The organism is Bradyrhizobium sp. AS23.2, assembly GCF_001908185.1.
In the GTDB taxonomy this organism is placed as follows: domain Bacteria; phylum Pseudomonadota; class Alphaproteobacteria; order Rhizobiales; family Xanthobacteraceae; genus Bradyrhizobium.
This window is the reverse complement of the sequence record NZ_LGHM01000241.1, coordinates 1-17,233: the sequence shown is the minus strand read 5'-3', so window position 1 is coordinate 17,233 and position 17,233 is coordinate 1. Positions and strand designations below refer to the sequence as shown.

The following is a 17,233-nucleotide window of genomic DNA, read 5'->3' as shown; positions in this document are numbered from 1 at the left end:
TGGGATCTGTCCGCACCTTCAACGAAGCGTCCCATCCGTATCCCCCATCAGGAAACGGAGGAATCCTAGCCGACTCGTGGCTTTTCACACAGCCAGGGTCATGAGCCGTAACCCTCTGGTCTAGCGTAAGTTTTCCTCTTCCCTGAAAATCGAAATGCCAGTCAATTTCACGCGCGGCAGCGGCGGCGGGTCGATGAACCTCGTTGACCAGAGCCATCAACCCACGACGCGAAGTCAGCAGGCAGGTACGTGCCCCGCAAAATTCCCAGCGGTACTCAGAACGCTTTGCGCAGGCCTCTGGCGCGTCAGAGGCGCGAGCCCTCGTCTGGCTCGTCGGAACCGGATTAACGTACGGAGCGGCGCGCTGCGAGCCACGCCAGGCGATCTCGTCGGCGCAGTCGATGCTGGCGACCGCCGAAGGCGTCAAGCACCTGGCGGGCTGCCGCCATGATGGGCGATGCAAGCACGACCGCTCACTGACGGGGGGCGGTCATGCACAGCATCGTTTCGGGTCCTCGCGCGACCGAGATCGCACTCTTCCCATCCGCGCAGAAGGCACTCGCTGAACTCGATCACCTCGCGGCCGAGATCAGGAACGCCCCATCCATCGACATCGTCGAGGCAGCTGCGAACGCCGCTGCTGGCTATCAGCGCATGTTCAAGCCGGTTAAGGCTGACCGCGCTGGCGAAGTCTGCGATCACGCCGTTCGTCGGACGCCAAGCGGACGGCAAGAGAGGCCAAGCCTTGTCCCGGTGGCCGCGAAATACCCATGGCATCTGTCCGTCGGACCACCACTGGGAATTGGAGCGCCGCAGGGCGTCCATGAATTCACCGGCCGAATTTGCCTGGGCAATCTCGATGCCAGGTGTTTCCAGCGTCCATTCGATTTGTGCCATGTTTCTATTGGAGCCTATGAGCAGTCAGCGGCGCACCAAAGCATACCCACCCCGGTTGGTCCGCAGCACTCCTCACCATTCGGCTTCCACAGCTTTGGCCCTGATCAGAAGGCCCGGCCAACTTAGCGCTGACCGGGCTGCTCAAATCTGGCAAATTGCGGGATTTGGAGTTGATTAGGCGACCAGACGCAGCGCGGCTTCTGCGGGCTCGCCGAGGATACGCCGCAGTTCGGCAGCAACGCCCTCCAGCACCGCGCGCTTCTCCTTCATCCGCTTGGAATGATTGTAGACCTTGCCGGTCACGGTCGGCACGATCACATCGCCCTTCTTACTCGCGGCATGGTCGAGACACTTCGCGATCCACGCATCGTCGAAGCCGAGATCACCCGCCAACGTCGCAGCCGTCCGGCGCAGGTCGTGCGGTGTGAACCGCCGGAGGCCGAGCAGCGCGCAGATACCGGGCGTCCTCACCTTGCCCTTGCGCTTGTCGCCGCGCAGGGCGTCCGCCATGGCCTTCCGATGCAGCGGCCGATCGCCGAGTGGGGAGGCGAAGATGAATTGCTTGTTCGATCCCCGCAAGGCTTCCCGGATGATCTCGACCGCGAGGCTCGATAGCGGCTGCTGGATCACCCGCCGCTTCTTGACCCTCCGCAGCGGCACGACGAGGCGCGGATGCTCGCCGTCGAGGTCGACCAGCTCGTCTCGGTGCGCGCCGAGCAACTCGCTCGACCGCAGCATGGTAATAAGCTCGAACTTCAGCGCCAGCCGCGTCCGGCGATCCCATGACCGCATCAACTCCTCATCGTTGAGGCCATGCCAGAATATCCTGATCTCGTCCTCGGTCAGGACGCGGGTGCGCGGGTGCTCCGGGTCGAGCTTTGGCAAATTGACGCAAGGGGACGCGCTGACGTAGTCGCGGCCAGCCTCTGCCGCCCAGTTGAACAGGCCGGATGCCGCCTTGCGCATGTGACGAGCGTTGCTGACCGAGGGCTTGCCGAACTTGCCCGCGACGATGTCGTTCGAGAGCGTCGCGATGTCGTGCTTGGTGACCTCGGTCGCTAGCTTCTTGCCCAGCCGGGCACCAAGGAAGCGCCGCAGATGGCTAGCGGTGTTCTCCCACGCCTCCAGCCGGGGCCGCATCTCGCCATCTGGCTTCCTGACCGGGGTCTTCATCCAGTCGATCCGCTCCTCGATGATCTCGGCGACCGTCTTGCCGCGTTTCGCCTTCGTGGCCTTCTGGTCGCGGAAGGTCTCGGCGAGAGCGTCGCCGCCCATGCCCTTGAGGCCTTAGACCTTGCTGCGGGCGTCCTCGACCGTGAAGGTTTCCGAATTGTAGATGCCGAGCCAGCCGGTGCGCTGCTTGCCCGTGGTCCGATCGGTGAATTTGAACGAGAAGGTCGCGACGCCCGCCCTGGTGATGCTGACGTAGAGGCCCGGGCATTTGCGGTCGTAGAATTTGACCCGCTTGGCGACCCGCTTTTCGCAGAGGCGGTCGGTTAGAATGACGCTGCTATTGCGGCCCCGCTTGCCAGCGGGGGCGGCTGGAATGATAGTATCCATGTGGTTTCGGCTCCTAAGGCTTGAGACCAAAGGGCTCGGCTTTGGGGCTTTCAGTTTGTCGTGCGGACGCTGAAAGCCTTAGGGCCGGGCCCTAGATTTGGCGAAGCGCGCTGAAACGCCGTGGATCAGAGTAGTCGAAAAGCCCTTATTTCAAAGGGTTTTGTTAGTTTCGGCGTGTTTCACCGAATGCCAAAATATAGACGTGTGGTCCTGGCGCCCGGAGTCTGCGCGTCAAGTCATGCGGTGATGTTGCAGCCCGACCGGGCGCGCGCATCAGCCATCTGCATGGCGACGGGGGCAATAGTGCATCGCTCCCCGGGGAGAGCGCGAAGGACACCGTCAAAGCCATCCGCGCAGGGAAGGCCGGGATGTCCCGGCGTCACCTGTCGTCCGCCCGTGCGCATTCAATCCGCACACGGGACTTAGGGTGCCAGCCGGCGCCCGGCCTTCCCTGCGCCCTTTCTCGAAGAGGGGATGCGACAAGGCAGAGCTCGGGTGAAAACAAGCCGCGAGAACGGGAGCGCGTGTCCGTTATTCAACGACGGTCTCGTGTCCCGGACGCGGCGCAGCGCCCCTTGGCGGTGCGCCGCAGAGCCGGGGCCCATGCTGCAGCGATCCGTGTGGCTTCCTGGGTCCCGGCTCTGCGGAGCGTGACTGCGTGCCGCAGCGCATCCGGGACACGAGATTGTGGGGCTGCCATGCTTCCAACCGCCTCCAGCGCTTCTCTACCCGGTCTCCTCCAGCGCGCGGCGCAGCTTTCGGATGATGACGCCGCGGGCGCGGTCGTCCGCGGCGGCCCCAATTTTGTCGTTGATGTCGAGCATGAGCTCCGACATTTCGTTGTGCCAGTCGAGACGGGTCACCGCCTCCGGCGCAAGCCGGCGGCGGTGATCGACGTCGAGCACGCGCGGTTCGGGCGCGGCGAGTTCGTATGTGTCGTCCAGCACGGGTTGATAGATCCTGGCGGCCGGAATGATGCGTTCGGCGACACGCTCCGCGAGCCCCGCGATGGCGCCTTCCTCGCCGTGCACCAGGAACAACCCGCGGGCGATAGGGCGACGTGCCGCGATCCAGCCGGCCATCCCGGCGCCGTCGGCATGGCCAGAATATTCGTCGATCATGCGGATTCGCGCCGCGACCCTGATCTCCTCGCCCTGGATCCGCACCGCCTTGGCCCCGTTCTGCAGGAAGCGGCCGAGCGTACCGTTGGCCTGGAAGCCAGCGAGAAGCACGGTCGCGCGCTCGTTCCAGAGCCAGCGCTTCAGATGATGGCGGATGCGGCCGGCGTCGCACATGCCGCTCGCCGCAATGATGATGTGAAAGCCGCTGAGCCGCATGATCGCCTTGCTCTCCTCCGGCGTCTCGGTGAATTTGAGATGCGGCGAGTTGAGCAGGCGATCGGCATCGATGGTCGGGTCGAGGCTCGCGGCGTGCCGGCGGAATACCTCGGTGGCGCGGATCGCGAGCGGGGAGTCGAGGAAGATCGGCGCCGTCGGGATCTCGCCGTGCTCCATCAGGTCGACGAGATCGACGATCAGCTCCTGGGTACGCTCGACCGCGAAGGCAGGTATCAGCAGTGCGCCCCCCGCCGCCGCCGCATCGCGGACCTCAGCCGCGAGATGCTGTCGGCGGTGCGTGGGTGTCGTGGCAGCACGCACCCGGTCGCCATAGGTGGATTCCGCGATGACATAGTCGAGGTCGGTTGGCGCTTCGGGATCGGGCTGGAGCAGCTTTGCCTCGGGCCCGACATCGCCCGAGAGCAGCACACGCAGCGGACGCGTCGAACCCTGCTCGGCGATTTCGAGCTCGATCGAGGCGGAGCCGAGCAGGTGGCCGGCATTCCAGTAGCGCGCGCGGACACCCGGGATCACGTCGATCCAGCGTTCATAGTCGACTGCGCGAAACGAACGGAGCGCGGCGATCGCGTCGGCTTGCGTGTAGATCGGCCGCACTTCCTTGCGGCCGCGCGCGGCGTTGCGCCGATTGAGTTGCGCGACTTCCGATTCCTGGATGTTGCCGGCGTCGGGCAGCATGTAGGAGCAGAGGTCGATCGTGCCGGGCGTCGCCAGGATCGGTCCCTCAAAACCCGCGCGCACGAGCTTCGGCAGCAATCCGCTGTGGTCGATATGCGCGTGCGTGAGCAGTACCGCGTCGATATCGGCGGGGCGGAACGGAAAGGCGCCGTAATTGAGCTCCTTGAGCGTCTTCTGGCCCTGAAACAGGCCGCAATCGACCAGGAAACGGCCTGTAGCGGTCTGGAACAAATAGCTCGAGCCGGTCACGGTGCGGGCAGCGCCGCAAAATCGGACGGTGGTGCTCATGTCGTCGTCTCCGGCGAATATGTCTTACCCAGTTCGGACCGCAGGGCGCCTGCGAGAAGCTCGTCTAGCGCGATCGCATTGGTCGGATGCGGCACGCTGTCGGTCGAACGGATCGACCGGATACCGGCGTCGGCGAATGCAGTGACCATCGCAGGTGGAAACAGCGCGTGCGTCACGACCGCATCGACGGCGGTCGCGCTCATCGCTCTCAGTGCCTTCGCCGCGACCATCAGCGTCGTCCCGGAGGACACGATGTCGTCCACGATCAGCGCGGGCCGCCCTGCGAGCAGGGCGGGATTGGCAAAGGTTATATCCACGGAACGATCGTCGTGTCGCATTTTTCGCGCCACCGTGTGCTGCAATCGCAGCCGGCCGGCGAGATCGATCACCCAAGGTTCGGACTCCGCGTCGGGACCGATTACGACAGTTGCGGGATCGATGCCGCCCGTCGCCAGCGCGTTCGCAATCGCTGGCATGGCAGACAGGTTCTCCGCTTCGATACCTGGAAATACGGACCTGATGTCAGGGGTGCGATGCAGGTGCGCATCTACGGTGATGACGCGGTCCACGATTGTCGCAAGCAGAGCGCCCATGGCGCGCTGGCTGATGGCCTCGCCCGGATGAAACGCAGTGTCCTGCCGCATGTAGCAGAGATAGGGCGCGACCAGGACAAGCCGCTTCGCGCCGCCCCGTCGCAGTGCCTCCGCAGCAAAGAGCAGGGCGATCAGTTTGTCGTTGGGTTGATCGAGCGGAGTATAGAGAATGGTGGTGTCTGCCGCCGGCGCGACGGTGACGCGCAACTCGTCGTCCGGAAAGCGATGCAGGGCGATCTCGTCGCAGGCAATCCCGAGGCGCGCCGCCAGCCGCTTCGCCGCGTCGGTGCCGGACGGCAGGGTCTGAAGCGAGATACTGCTCACGACGACGCCTTGCCCGGGAGGACTTCGTGGCCATTGAGGACGTAGCCGCTTTCCGCTGCAGCGCCGGAAGCGGCGAGGTCGTGCTCCGGCTGATCGAAAGTGTAGACGCGGTAAAGCGGTTCGCCCTGCTCGACGCGGTCGCCAATCTTCTTGAACAGGCGGATGCCGGCACCCTTGTCGAGTGGTGCGCCGGCGGTACGTGCGAGCCGATTGAGGCGCAGGCAATCGATCGCGGATACCACGCCGTCACGCGCCGCCTTGACGTCGAAGCTGAGCGATCCCAGTTCGCTGCGGCATGTCGACGGACCCTGGGCGTCGATGATCCTCTGCATCTGCTTCAGCGCGGCGCCGCTCTCGAGCAGTTCGCGCGCCCGGGCATAGCCGGCTCCGCCGCGCAGCTTCGGATCGCACTCCAGCAGGTGAGCGGCGAGCCGCAGCGATTTCTCGCGCAGGTCGCGCGGAGCGTCCTGATCGTTGCCCAGCACCGCCATCACGTCATTGGCCTCGAGTACGGGTCCGATGCCGTTGCCGATCGGCTGGCTGCCATCGGTCGTGATGACTTCGACCGCGCGGCCGAACCGGTCGCCGACGAATTCGAACAGTTTTCGCAGCCGCATCGCGTCGACGGCGCTGGTGACTTTCGCGGTCGGCCCGACCGGAATGTCGATCAGGAGATGCGTCGAGCCTGCCGCGATCTTCTTGGACATGATGGAAGCGACCATCTGCTCGCGGGTATCGAGGCTCAGGGGGCGTTCGACCGAGATCAGAACGTCGTCAGCCGGCGACAGGTTGACGTGTCCGCCCCAGATCAGGCAGCCGTTGCAGGCAGAGACGATCGCCTTCATCTCCTCGACGCCGACATTGACGCGCGCCAGCACTTCCATCGTATCGGCCGTTCCGGCCGGCGACGTGATGGCGCGCGAGGAGGTCTTGGGAATCGGCAGGCCGTGCGCGGCGACGATCGGCACCACGACCATCGAGGTTCGATTGCCGGGAATTCCTCCGATGCAGTGCTTGTCGACGACAACCGGGGCCGGCCACACCAATTGGGTACCGGCCTCGGCCATCGCCCCGGTGAGGGCCAGGAGCTCATCGCTGGTGATGAAGCTCGCCGAGCCGATCAGGAAGGCGGCGATCTCCATGTCCGAGTAGCGATAATGTGCGAGATCGTTGATGATCGCGCCGATCTCCGCCTTGCTCAGCGTTCGCCCGTGGATTTTCGCGCGCACCGCTTCCAGGCTCTCCGGAGGCGAGGCGGGCGTGACCGAAACCTGCGTGCCGGCGGCCTGCGCGAAGCGCCGGAAAGCAGGTTCGGAGAGCCCGATCTCGTCCGGAGCCACCAGCGCGTCGTCGTCCGTGATCAGCAGCGTCGCCAGCAGCACCTTGCCGTTGAGGCGAAGCTCGACGCGGCTGAAGCCGCGGAAGATCTCCGCCCGCAGCGCCTTCGATTGCCTGGAGATGACGACGACATTCTCGCGGCCAGTATCGAGGCGGACGCGGCGGATCTTCAGTTGAGAGTGCGGGAGATCTGGATGCATGAACGGGCCGGCAGGAGGGAACTCGACGTCCATGCTTAACCGTCATTGTCCGGGTGCTGTTGACCCAGATCATGGCCGTGACGCCGTGACCCGGGCGAGCGGTGCGGCACGCCGTCGCGCGCTCGTCACTGCGAATGCGGCAATCCGGAATGGCTCGGCGAGCAGCCGAACGCCGTGGCGATAGCGCCGCTGTCAGAAGGCCGTATTCGGCCGGGTAGCCGTTTACTTCGTGGCCGCGCTGATCGAGTTGAACTTGTTGTTCAGGAGCGCACTTCCCGTGTTGTTCACGACCGTGACGATCGCAAGCGCAATGCCGGTAGCGATCAGGCAATACTCGATAGCGGTGGCTGCATTCTCATCGGCAAGGAAGGACCTGAGCAAGGCCATCGTCAACTCCTGTTCATCCGTCCAACGTAGGCTGACGCCGTTTTCAGAATGGTAAATTGATTCACTAAATTGTCGCGGAACGCGTCATCGTGCAGGTCGGATCGTCCTCACCTGCGGCCTCCAATGCTGCCATCCATTGGTTTAAGGTTTCGTCACCCGGTTCAGGGCGATTTGACGGTATCGTCGCCTTTCTCAGGACTTGATCGAGCGTCCCGGAGCGGCCTTGACGGAGCGTCTCAGCACGGCTGCAAGCCGCCTGGCCAGATAGCTCATGACGCGCGGCCGCGACCGTGCCGCGCTGTCGGCGAGGCGCTCTTCCTCGGTCGTGTCGTTCACGAGACCGATGTAGTTCTTTCTGGCGTCCTGCTGCTGCACGGGCGTGCTCTGGTTCAATCCACGGCGCGACCATGTTGGGTCCAATGGGAATCGACGGTTAATTTTGCCTTCCGTAGGACTACGTGGTCTATCCGCGATGGGAGGCGGGTGCTGAAAGCGATGGCGCTGCTTAACGGATTGTTGACTGTTCTTCAGCGGGGCCGGGTCACTTGCGAGGACCGTCCGCGTTCAACGCCCGCAACATCGCGATGCGGGCGAACATCATCCAGCCGCCGCCGGTCTCGGCCGCATTGATCAGCGTCTCGATCGCGGTCTGCCAGTGGCTCGCGTGCTGTGTCTTCTCGGGCAGCTGCATGATGTGATCGGCCGCCTCTTGCAGCGTCCGCAGCTTGCGCCCGGTGCGCAAGGAGATGGGATCGTCAAACGCCGCCGACCAGGGCATGTCAGGCTGGCCGACCGACGAGGGGGGGACATCACGGCGCGATCGCAGATGTGATGCTGCTAGCCGGCCTTCTTCGCCCGCGCCGGTGCGCGGACCGGCTTGTCGGCCTTCTTCGAAGCCTCCTTGGGCGCTGTCTTCGCCGCGACGTCCTTGCCGCCCTTGCCGGTGATCGGCAGCAGCATCTCGCGCTGGCCCTCGACGCGCTTCTTCGGCTTCTTGGCCTTGACGGTCTCCTTGGCGACCTTCGCCGTGGGCGCCGCTTCCTTCTCGCTCGCGATGCTCTTCTTCAGCGCGTCCATCAGGTTGATAACGTTGCCGCCGCTCTTCGGAGCCGCCTTGGCCGCGATCGGCGCGCCGCTGCGCTTCTTGTTGATGAGATCGATCAGCGCGGTTTCGTAATGGTCTTCGAACAGCTCGGGCTCGAACGCGCCGGACTTCTTCTCGACGATGTGTTTGGCGAGGTCGAGCATGTCCCTGGTGAGCTTCACGTCCTGGATGTCGTCGAAATACTCCGTCTCGCTGCGGACCTCGTAGGGGTAGCGCAGCAGCGTGCCCATCAGGCCGCTATCGAGCGGCTCCAGCGCAATGATGTGCTCGCGGTTGGTGAGCACCACGCGGCCGATCGCGACCTTGTCCATGCTGCGGATGGTCTCGCGGATCACCGCATAGGCGTCATGGCCGACCTTGCCGTCAGGCACGAGATAGTAGGGGCGGATCAGGTAGCGGTTGTCGATGTCGGTCTTCGGTACGAACTCGTCGATCTCGATCGTGTGCGTCGAGTCGAGCGCGATGTCGTCGAGCTCGTCCTTGGTGACCTCGATATAGGTGTCGGTGTCGACCTTGTAGCCCTTGACGATGTCCTCGGAGGTCACCTCGTCACCGGTTTCGGCGTCGACCTTGAGATACCTGATCCGGTGACCGGTCTTGCGGTTGATCTGGTTGAAGGAGACCTTCTCGGTATCCGAAGTGGCCGGATACAGCGCGACCGGGCAAGTCACGAGCGACAGACGCAAAAAACCCTTCCAATTGGCGCGGGGGGCCATGGGCTACTCCAAACGCAACGGGGACAGCTGATGAGCTTACCATCGGGGAACACCGAATCATACACGGCTCGGCGTGGAATCTTGCAACTGCGTTAACCGGCTGCCGGTCGCGGAGTTGCTGCCTGATCGGATGGCAAAAACCGGAACATCGCATCGCATCGGGAGTTGGCTCTGGACACAAGGGCCGCGAGGAGGTCGCGGTCATCGGGGCCGACACCCAGCGATTGAGGGCATCATGGCAACCACAAGAGAGCAGCATCAGATCGTGGAAACTCCGACCGAGGCGCGGCAGGGCGAGCCCGGGCCTTCGGTGGCGGCGCTGCTCGCCATCTCGACCGGGCTTGCGATCCTGATCCTCGCCGTCATCTGGTTCGTGTTCTTCCGGACCTGACGGCGCAGACTGCGCCCGGACCTTTCGACTCGCCGCGTAACGCGGCACATTGCGCCCGCCATGCCGCCGGCTAGCCCGGCTGGCGTGGCGGGCGCAGTCGCGTCGGCACGTTGGAGGTTCTGTATGACCAAGCCGTATATGACTAAAAAGTCCGTATATGACTAAAAAGTAACGTCGGCGGGTTCCCCGTGTTCATATTCAGTTCACGCCGGAATTGATCATCTCTGGCGATCGATCGTGCAGCCTATTTCTGGAGAGAAGCGTGCGCCTGCTTGTTGTTGAGGACGACCCCGATCTCAATCGCCAGCTCACCAAGGCGCTGAGCGACGCCGGTTATGTCGTCGATCGCGCCTTCGACGGGGAGGAGGGGCACTATCTCGGCGACAACGAGCCGTACGATGCCGTCGTGCTCGACATCGGCCTGCCCAAGAAGGACGGCATCTCGGTGCTGGAGGCCTGGCGCCGCAACGGCCGCACCATGCCGGTGCTGATCCTCACCGCGCGCGACCGCTGGAGCGACAAGGTGCAGGGCTTCGATGCCGGTGCCGACGACTATGTCGCAAAGCCCTTCCACCTGGAGGAGGTGCTGGCGCGCATCCGCGCGCTACTGCGCCGCTCGACCGGTCATGCCCAGAGCGAATTGAGCTGCGGCCCCGTCACGCTCGATACCCGCACTGGCCGGGTCAGCGTCTCCGGCAATCCCGTCAAGATGACCTCGCACGAATATCGGCTTCTGGCCTATCTGATGCACCACTCGGGGCGCGTGGTGTCCCGCACCGAGCTGGTCGAGCATCTCTACGACCAGGACTTCGACCGCGACTCCAACACCATCGAGGTCTTTGTCGGCCGCATCCGCAAGAAGCTCGACGTCGACATCATCCAGACCGTCCGCGGCCTCGGTTATCTCCTGACCCCGCCGACCCCCGGCGCCTGAAGGGTCCGGACTTGACGGGCGGCCTGACACGGGCCTTGGTCCGGTCATGACGTCCGACGCCATGCCACCCCGCGCCCCCGGGATCATTCCGATGCCCGCCAGCTCGCTTGCGAACCGCCTGTTCCTGTCGGCGACCGCCTGGCTCGTGGTCATCCTGGCCATCACCGGCGTGGTGCTGTCGTCGGTCTACAAGAACGCGACCGAGCGCGCCTTCGACCGCCGGCTTAATCTGTATCTGCGCACGCTGATCGCTGAGGTCGCGACCCCCGACGAGCCGCCGGACCGCCAGTTCCAGTCGCTCGGCGAGCCCCTGTTCGAGCTGCCGCTGTCCGGCTGGTACTGGCAGATCACCCGGACCGACACCGAGAAGCCCGAGGTGCGCTCGTCCCGCTCGCTCTGGGACAAGAAGCTGCCGAAGCTGGAGGAGCAGGGCACCGAGCTCACCGCCGCCGGCATCCGGCTCGCTTACGTCGACGGTCCCGAGGGCCAGAACCTGCGCATGGTGGAGCGGCCGGTCGACCTCGGCGCCGACGGCAAATTCCTCGTCAGTGTCGCAGGCGATGCCACCGAGATCTTCGACGAGACCCGCAGCTTCGACTATTACCTTGGCGGCACCTTCACCGCGCTCGGCATCGTGCTGCTGCTGACCACGGTGTTCCAGGTCCGCTTTGGTCTTGCGCCACTCAAGCGCATCTCGGAATCGATTGCCGACATTCGCTCCGGGCGCGCAGAACGCCTCGAGGGCGAATTCCCGGTCGAGATCGCGCCGCTGGCGCGCGAGACCAATGCGCTGATCGATGCCAATCGCGAGATCGTCGAGCGCGCGCGCACGCACGTCGGCAATCTCGCGCATGCGATCAAGACGCCGCTCTCGGTCATCGTCAACGAGGCCGGGGCCCACACGGCCGATCCATTCGCGGCCAAGGTCATGGAGCAGGCAGACGTGATGCGCGACCAGGTCGCCCATCATCTGGAGCGCGCGCGCATCGCGGCGCGCGTCTCGGTCGTCGCGACCGTCACTGAGGTTGCGCCCACGATCGAGGCGCTGCGGCGGACCATGGAGAAGATCCATCGCGACCGCGGCATTGTGGTTGAGGCCAAGGCGGATCCGTCCGCGAAGTTCCGGGGCGAGCGGCAGGACCTCGAGGAGATGGTCGGCAATCTCGTCGACAACGCCTGCAAATGGGCGGCCTCGCGGGTCTTCATCGAGGTTTTGGTGGAAGCGCCGCACCCGACCGGGGCGGGCCCGCGCCTGCGGATCATCGTCGATGATGACGGCCGCGGCCTGTCCGAGGCCGAGCGCGCCCAGGTCTCGCGGCGTGGCCAGCGGCTCGACGAGTCCAAGCCCGGCTCGGGGCTGGGGCTGTCGATCGTGGTCGATCTCGCCGCGCTCTATGGCGGCAGCCTCTCGCTCGGCAGCGCACCGATCGGCGGCTTGCGGGCCGAGCTGGTCCTTCCGGGAATATAATCCTTTGTTCCGACGCGACTATTTGGTTTGCCCGGCCTCGATCCGCCCACAACCGGACGTATTCGGGGCGACTTCCTAAACGGCTTCTTAAGTGGCCCCACCTATGATCGCGCAGGACGCATCCCACGTCCGCCACTTTACCGCACATTACCCGGGCGCATGAGCCAGACATCGATCGAGCGGCTGAGGGAATATCTCGCGCAGCTCCCGCCGCAGTCGCAGGCGCTGCTGATGCGCGAGTTTGAGCGCGCGCTCGAGCGCGGCCAAGATACGGCCGTCGCGACCCTTGTGCTCGAGCAGTTGCGCAAGATCGTCCGCAAGACCGAAGCCGACGAAGCCCAGCCGCCGCGCACCGACGATCTATCTCGACTTCTGTTCCAGGTGCTGGAACCGTTTCTCGTGGAGGCGGGTGCGCCAATCCGGGTCGGACAGATCCGCCGCTCCTCGCTGCATCCGATCTGGCAATGGCTCGTCCGCGATGGCGCCCCGGACAAGGTGAACGAGTTCGAGGCGGCGCTGGCGCGCATGCCGGCGGATCGAGGGCAGGTCGAGGCTCTGGCGCAGAAGCTCCAGGCGGCGGCCGCGGATGCCATCTTCGAGCTGACGGGGCCGGGCGGCGGCGACAAGTCGCGCGCGCTCGCGCGCGTCGGCCCGCCCAGCGTGATCGAGGACCTCTATTCGGTCGGAGCAGTGCTCCAGATCCGGGAAGCCATCGCCACCCTGAACGAGAAGCTGCCGCGGTTCCTGCGTGCCTTCGGCGATTCCCAGATCGGCTCGGTGACATCCGCGCTCAACATTCCCGTCCTGCAGACGCCGCAGCTGCTGCCCTTCGCGTTGTCGATCGTGGTGCAGCGCATGACTGCGCCATGGCAGATCATCCGACTCGCCATCAAGATCGCCGCATCCGACGACGAAATCCGCGTCGCGGCCACGCCCTATGGCGTCGCCGTCACGATCGCCCTGCACGATTTGTCCTGCGTTGCCGCGATCCTGCGCATGGACATCAAGCGCGGCCACTTCGATAACGTCGCCGACAATCTCAAGGCGCTGCACGACGGCGTGCGCGGCCTGCGCACCGAGCTCGACCTGCGCAACGATTCGGCCTGGGGCAAGCAGTTGGCCTCGATCCGGGCCGACGTCTCCAATGCGTTGCAATCCGAGATCGACAGCGTTCCCGGCCGCGTCCGCCGTATCCTGCGCCAGCGCCCCGAGAAGGATATTCCGCCGGGGGCGCGGATCGACAGCACCGAGGTGGAGGAAACCGCGGCGCTGATCGATTTCGTCGCGACCTGCCGCAACTATGCGAGCGAGCTTGCGATCAACGAGGTGACGCTGCGCACCTATTCCGACCTCCAGCAATACGTCGAGCGCTCGACCGAGCAGCTGGTGCAGTCGTTGCGCGCCGCCGATCTCAAGGTCCGCACCTATCGGCAGCAGCAGGTGCAGGCCGCGATCCGCTTCTGCCAGGTCCTATTCGGCGATGATTATGCATCGCTGATGAGCAGAGCCGCTGAGAACGCCCTCACGGGCGAGCGCAAATCGTCGCGCGCAAGCTGATCAAGGTGTATTTATTCATTATCACAATTTATAGTTGACGATGCGGGCCGCGGGCCGTACGGTCCCGTGCACTTTTTGGGAATTGCTATCTGTGGACGCATGAAACCCATTATCAACTTCGTTGAAATTGAAAATCGCGTAATCATTGCGAAATACCAAAGATTGATGGTCAGGGCGAAGGTGGTGCTGGTCGAGAAGACGAGCGGCCGCCAGGTGCTGGAGACGGCCACCATGATTGCATCACCGGTTCCCGTCGGCGCGTTGCGCATCCGCTTGCCCGAGGCAATCAAGCCGGGAACGTACTTCCTGAAGGCTTTCAACGGGCACGGCGAGGCCGCCGCTCAGAGCGTGGACTTCGAGGTCCCCTAAGTCGTTGGATTTTCTTCGTTTCGGCTCCACCTCCGCTCGCGCCGAATTGACAATTGTCAATTGCCGCATCGTCCGGCCGTGGTGTAAAGCCACCTACAGGCGCGGTTCGCGCGCTGCCGGAAGCTTGCCAGATGACGCTATGGTTCGTGTTCGCGCTGATGACGGTCGCGGCGATTTTCGCTGTGCTGTGGCCGCTCGGCCGTGGCGCGCGCGCGCAAAATCAAGGTAGCGAGGTCGTCGTCTACAAGGATCAACTGGCCGAGATCGAGCGAGATCTCGTCGCTGGGCTGATCGCGGTGCCGGAGGCGGAGGCAGCGCGGGTCGAGATCAGCCGCAGGCTGCTCGCCGCGGCCGGCAGCGAGCCCGTGTCGGAGCTCAAGGCGAGCCTCAAATGGCGCCGCGCGGCGGCCGTGCTGGCGCTCGTCGGTCTGCCCCTCGTTGCGATCGGCGTCTACATGCCGCTCGGTTCGCCCCTGCTTCGCGACTTTCCGCTGGCGCAACGTGAGCGCGGCTCCGGTTCCGGCGTGGCGCAGTCGCTCGAGAACCTCGTGGTTCAGGTCGAGCAACACCTGGAAAAGAATCCGACCGACGGACGCGGCTGGAACGTGCTCGCGCCGGTGCTGGAGCGGCTCGGCCGCTTCGACGATGCGGTACGCGCCTATCGCAACTCGCTGACCTACAATGGCGAGAGCGCGGAGCGCAGGTCCGATCTCGGCGAGGCGATCTCGGCTGCCGCAAGCGGCGTGGTGACCGCCGAGGCAAAGGCCGAATTCGAGCGAGCGCATGCGCTCAATGCCGACGATCCCAAGGCCAACTACTTCCTCGGGCTTGCGGCTGAGCAGGACGGCCGCAAGGACGACGCAGCCACGATTTGGCGCGCACTGCTCGCGAAGGCGCCGGCGGACGCGCCATGGAGTGCCCTGGTGCAGTCCTCGCTCGCGCGGGTGGGGGGCGGCACGATGCCGGCGTTGTCGGACGAGACGGTCGCTGCTTCCAAGGACATGAACGAAGGTGATCGCAACGCGATGATTCGCGGCATGGTCGAACGTCTCGCCATGCGCCTCAAGCAGAACGGCGACGACGTCGAGGGTTGGCTGCGCCTCGTGCGCGCCTATCTCGTGATGGGCGACCGTGACAAGGCGGTGGGGGCATCGACCGATGCGCGCCAGGCCGTCGCCAACAATGCCGAGCGGCTGCGGCAGCTCAACGAAGGACTCAAGACCCTCGGGCTCGACGGATGATGATTTTGCGGCGAGACGACCGGAGAACGGATACGCCATGACGCGCAAGCAGCGACGTATGACCATCATTGGCGGCTCGCTCGCCGTGCTCGCGCTGGCGGCCGCGCTCGTGCTCAACGCCCTGCGCGACTCCATCGTGTTCTTCTCGACCCCGACCATGGTCGCCGAGAAGCACGTCGCGCCCGGCAAGCGGTTTCGCCTGGGCGGCCTGGTGCAGCCCGGCTCGCTCCAGCGAGGCGACAATCTCGCGGTGACCTTCGAGGTCGCCGACGGCAACGCAAAACTTCCCGTCGCCTACAAGGGCATTTTGCCGGACCTGTTCCGTGAAGGGCAGGGCGTCGTCGCCGAAGGCGCGCTCGACGCCAACGGCGTGTTCAAGGCCGACACTGTCCTCGCCAAGCATGACGAGACCTATATGCCCAAGGACGTCGCGGACGCCCTGAAGAAGCAGGGCCACTGGAAGGACGATTACGGTGGCAAGCCTGCCGCCACGACCGCGCAGGGCAATCCGCAGGGAGCCGTGCGGTGATCGCAGAATCCGGACATTACGCACTTGTGCTGGCGCTCGGACTGGCGCTGATCCAGTCCATCGTGCCGCTGATCGGCGCACGCCTGCGCGATGCAGCGCTGATGAACGTGGCGCGCTCGACTGCGCTGGCGCAGCTTCTGTTTGTCGGCGCGTCGTTCGTCGCGCTCGTGATGCTGCATGTGACGTCGGACTTCTCCGTCGCCAACGTCTATGAGAATTCCCACTCGATGAAGCCGCTGCTCTACAAGATCACCGGCGTGTGGGGAAACCATGAAGGCTCGATGCTGTTGTGGGTGTCGATCCTGGCGCTGTTCGGCGGGCTGGTGGCGGCGTTCGGCAACAATCTGCCGCTGTCGCTGCGCGCGCATGTGCTGGCCGTGCAAGCCTGGATCGCCAGCGCCTTCTATCTCTTCATCCTGATCACCTCGAATCCGTTCCTGCGCATCGTCAATCCGCCGATCGAGGGACGCGATCTCAATCCGGTGCTCCAGGATATCGGCCTCGCGGTCCATCCCCCGATGCTCTATCTCGGCTATGTCGGCTTCTCGATCTCGTTCTCCTTCGCGATAGCGGCGCTGATGGAGGGGCGGATCGACGCAGCCTGGGCGCGCTGGGTGCGACCGTGGACGCTGGTCGCCTGGATATTCCTGACGCTCGGCATCGCCATGGGCTCTTACTGGGCCTATTACGAGCTCGGCTGGGGCGGCTGGTGGTTCTGGGATCCCGTCGAGAACGCCTCGCTGATGCCGTGGCTCGCCGGCACCGCGCTGCTGCACTCGGCGCTGGTGATGGAGAAGCGCAACGCGCTCAAGGTCTGGACTATCCTGCTGTCGATCCTGACCTTTTCATTGTCGCTGCTCGGCACCTTCCTGGTGCGCTCGGGCGTCATCACCTCCGTGCACGCCTTCGCCACCGATCCGACCCGCGGCGTGTTCATCCTGTTGATCCTCTGCCTGTTCATCGGCGGCAGCTTGTCACTGTTCGCGGGCCGCGCGACCTCGTTGAAACAGGGCGGCCTGTTCGCGCCGATCTCGCGCGAGGGCGCGCTGGTCCTGAACAATCTGCTGCTTACGGTGGCCTGTGCGGTCGTGCTGTTCGGCACGCTCTATCCGCTGGCGATGGAAGTGCTCGCCGATTTCAAGATGTCGGTGGGCGCACCATTCTACAATCTCACCTTCGTGCCGCTGTTCGCGCTGCTGCTGCTCGCGGTGCCGTTCGGGCCGATGCTGGCGTGGAAGCGTGGCGATCTGCTCGGCGTCACCCAGCGCCTGCTCGCGGCCGGCGTTGCCGGGCTCGTCGCCGT

18 protein-coding genes are annotated in these 17,233 nt (G+C 64.8%); 8 read left to right on the top strand and 10 right to left on the bottom strand.

Annotation, left to right across the window (positions count from 1 at the left end; all coding sequences use genetic code 11):
- Window positions 1-423 precede the first annotated feature (423 nt).
- From AC630_RS39000 to ku, 10 genes are all read right to left on the bottom strand, one after another.
- Window positions 424-897, bottom strand: a complete 474-nt coding sequence (locus AC630_RS39000) for a hypothetical protein (protein WP_143198662.1) — start codon at window positions 895-897, stop codon at window positions 424-426.
- Between the two features lie 174 nt (window positions 898-1,071).
- Window positions 1,072-2,172, bottom strand: coding sequence for a tyrosine-type recombinase/integrase (locus AC630_RS38995; RefSeq protein ID WP_245330647.1), 1,101 nt, complete (start codon window positions 2,170-2,172; stop codon window positions 1,072-1,074).
- A 12-nt stretch (window positions 2,173-2,184) separates the two neighbouring features.
- A complete protein-coding gene (locus tag AC630_RS47535; protein WP_245330646.1) occupies window positions 2,185-2,457 on the bottom strand; it encodes an Arm DNA-binding domain-containing protein in 273 nt (90 codons plus the stop codon).
- 725 nt (window positions 2,458-3,182) lie between these two features.
- Window positions 3,183-4,778, bottom strand: a complete 1,596-nt coding sequence (locus tag AC630_RS38990) for an MBL fold metallo-hydrolase (protein ID WP_074123667.1) — start codon at window positions 4,776-4,778, stop codon at window positions 3,183-3,185.
- A complete protein-coding gene (locus tag AC630_RS38985; protein WP_074123666.1) occupies window positions 4,775-5,695 on the bottom strand; it encodes a ribose-phosphate pyrophosphokinase in 921 nt (306 codons plus the stop codon). Before AC630_RS38985 ends, AC630_RS38990 begins: the two co-directional genes overlap by 4 nt.
- Entirely contained in the window at window positions 5,692-7,233 is a 1,542-nt protein-coding gene (locus AC630_RS38980) for a thymidine phosphorylase family protein (RefSeq protein ID WP_074123671.1), read from the bottom strand. Before AC630_RS38980 ends, AC630_RS38985 begins: the two co-directional genes overlap by 4 nt.
- Before the next feature lie 222 nt (window positions 7,234-7,455).
- Window positions 7,456-7,620, bottom strand: coding sequence for a Flp family type IVb pilin (locus AC630_RS38975; protein ID WP_074123665.1), 165 nt, complete (start codon window positions 7,618-7,620; stop codon window positions 7,456-7,458).
- A gap of 192 nt (window positions 7,621-7,812) precedes the next feature.
- Entirely contained in the window at window positions 7,813-8,013 is a 201-nt protein-coding gene (locus AC630_RS38970) for a hypothetical protein (RefSeq protein WP_349540039.1), read from the bottom strand.
- Window positions 8,014-8,161: 148 nt separating this feature from the next.
- Complete coding sequence (locus AC630_RS38965) at window positions 8,162-8,398, bottom strand: hypothetical protein (RefSeq protein ID WP_074123664.1); 237 nt, start codon at window positions 8,396-8,398, stop codon at window positions 8,162-8,164.
- Window positions 8,399-8,457: 59 nt separating this feature from the next.
- Window positions 8,458-9,441, bottom strand: a complete 984-nt coding sequence (gene ku / locus AC630_RS38960; RefSeq protein ID WP_074123663.1) for a non-homologous end joining protein Ku — start codon at window positions 9,439-9,441, stop codon at window positions 8,458-8,460.
- Window positions 9,442-9,676: 235 nt separating this feature from the next.
- On the opposite strand from ku, the gene AC630_RS45995 reads away from it, so the two are divergent.
- From AC630_RS45995 to AC630_RS38925, 8 genes are all read left to right on the top strand, one after another.
- Window positions 9,677-9,832 carry a hypothetical protein gene (locus AC630_RS45995; RefSeq protein WP_164936196.1) on the top strand — a complete coding sequence of 52 codons (156 nt, stop codon included), beginning with the start codon at window positions 9,677-9,679 and terminating at the stop codon, window positions 9,830-9,832.
- Window positions 9,833-10,094: 262 nt separating this feature from the next.
- Complete coding sequence (locus tag AC630_RS38955) at window positions 10,095-10,766, top strand: response regulator transcription factor (RefSeq protein ID WP_074123662.1); 672 nt, start codon at window positions 10,095-10,097, stop codon at window positions 10,764-10,766.
- Window positions 10,767-10,857: 91 nt separating this feature from the next.
- Window positions 10,858-12,234, top strand: coding sequence for an ATP-binding protein (locus AC630_RS38950; RefSeq protein ID WP_074123661.1), 1,377 nt, complete (start codon window positions 10,858-10,860; stop codon window positions 12,232-12,234).
- 159 nt (window positions 12,235-12,393) lie between these two features.
- A complete protein-coding gene (locus AC630_RS38945) occupies window positions 12,394-13,791 on the top strand; it encodes a hypothetical protein (RefSeq protein WP_074123660.1) in 1,398 nt (465 codons plus the stop codon).
- A 99-nt stretch (window positions 13,792-13,890) separates the two neighbouring features.
- Window positions 13,891-14,160: a hypothetical protein gene (locus AC630_RS38940; protein WP_074123659.1), complete on the top strand. Its 270-nt coding sequence runs from the start codon at window positions 13,891-13,893 to the stop codon at window positions 14,158-14,160.
- 131 nt (window positions 14,161-14,291) lie between these two features.
- Entirely contained in the window at window positions 14,292-15,401 is a 1,110-nt protein-coding gene (gene ccmI, locus AC630_RS38935; RefSeq protein WP_074123658.1) for a c-type cytochrome biogenesis protein CcmI, read from the top strand.
- A 37-nt stretch (window positions 15,402-15,438) separates the two neighbouring features.
- A complete protein-coding gene (ccmE, locus tag AC630_RS38930; RefSeq protein WP_074123657.1) occupies window positions 15,439-15,930 on the top strand; it encodes a cytochrome c maturation protein CcmE in 492 nt (163 codons plus the stop codon).
- Window positions 15,927-17,233, top strand: a 1,307-nt coding sequence (locus AC630_RS38925; RefSeq protein ID WP_074123669.1) for a heme lyase CcmF/NrfE family subunit, incomplete at its 3' end; no start/stop codon positions are given. The genes ccmE and AC630_RS38925, both read left to right, overlap by 4 nt.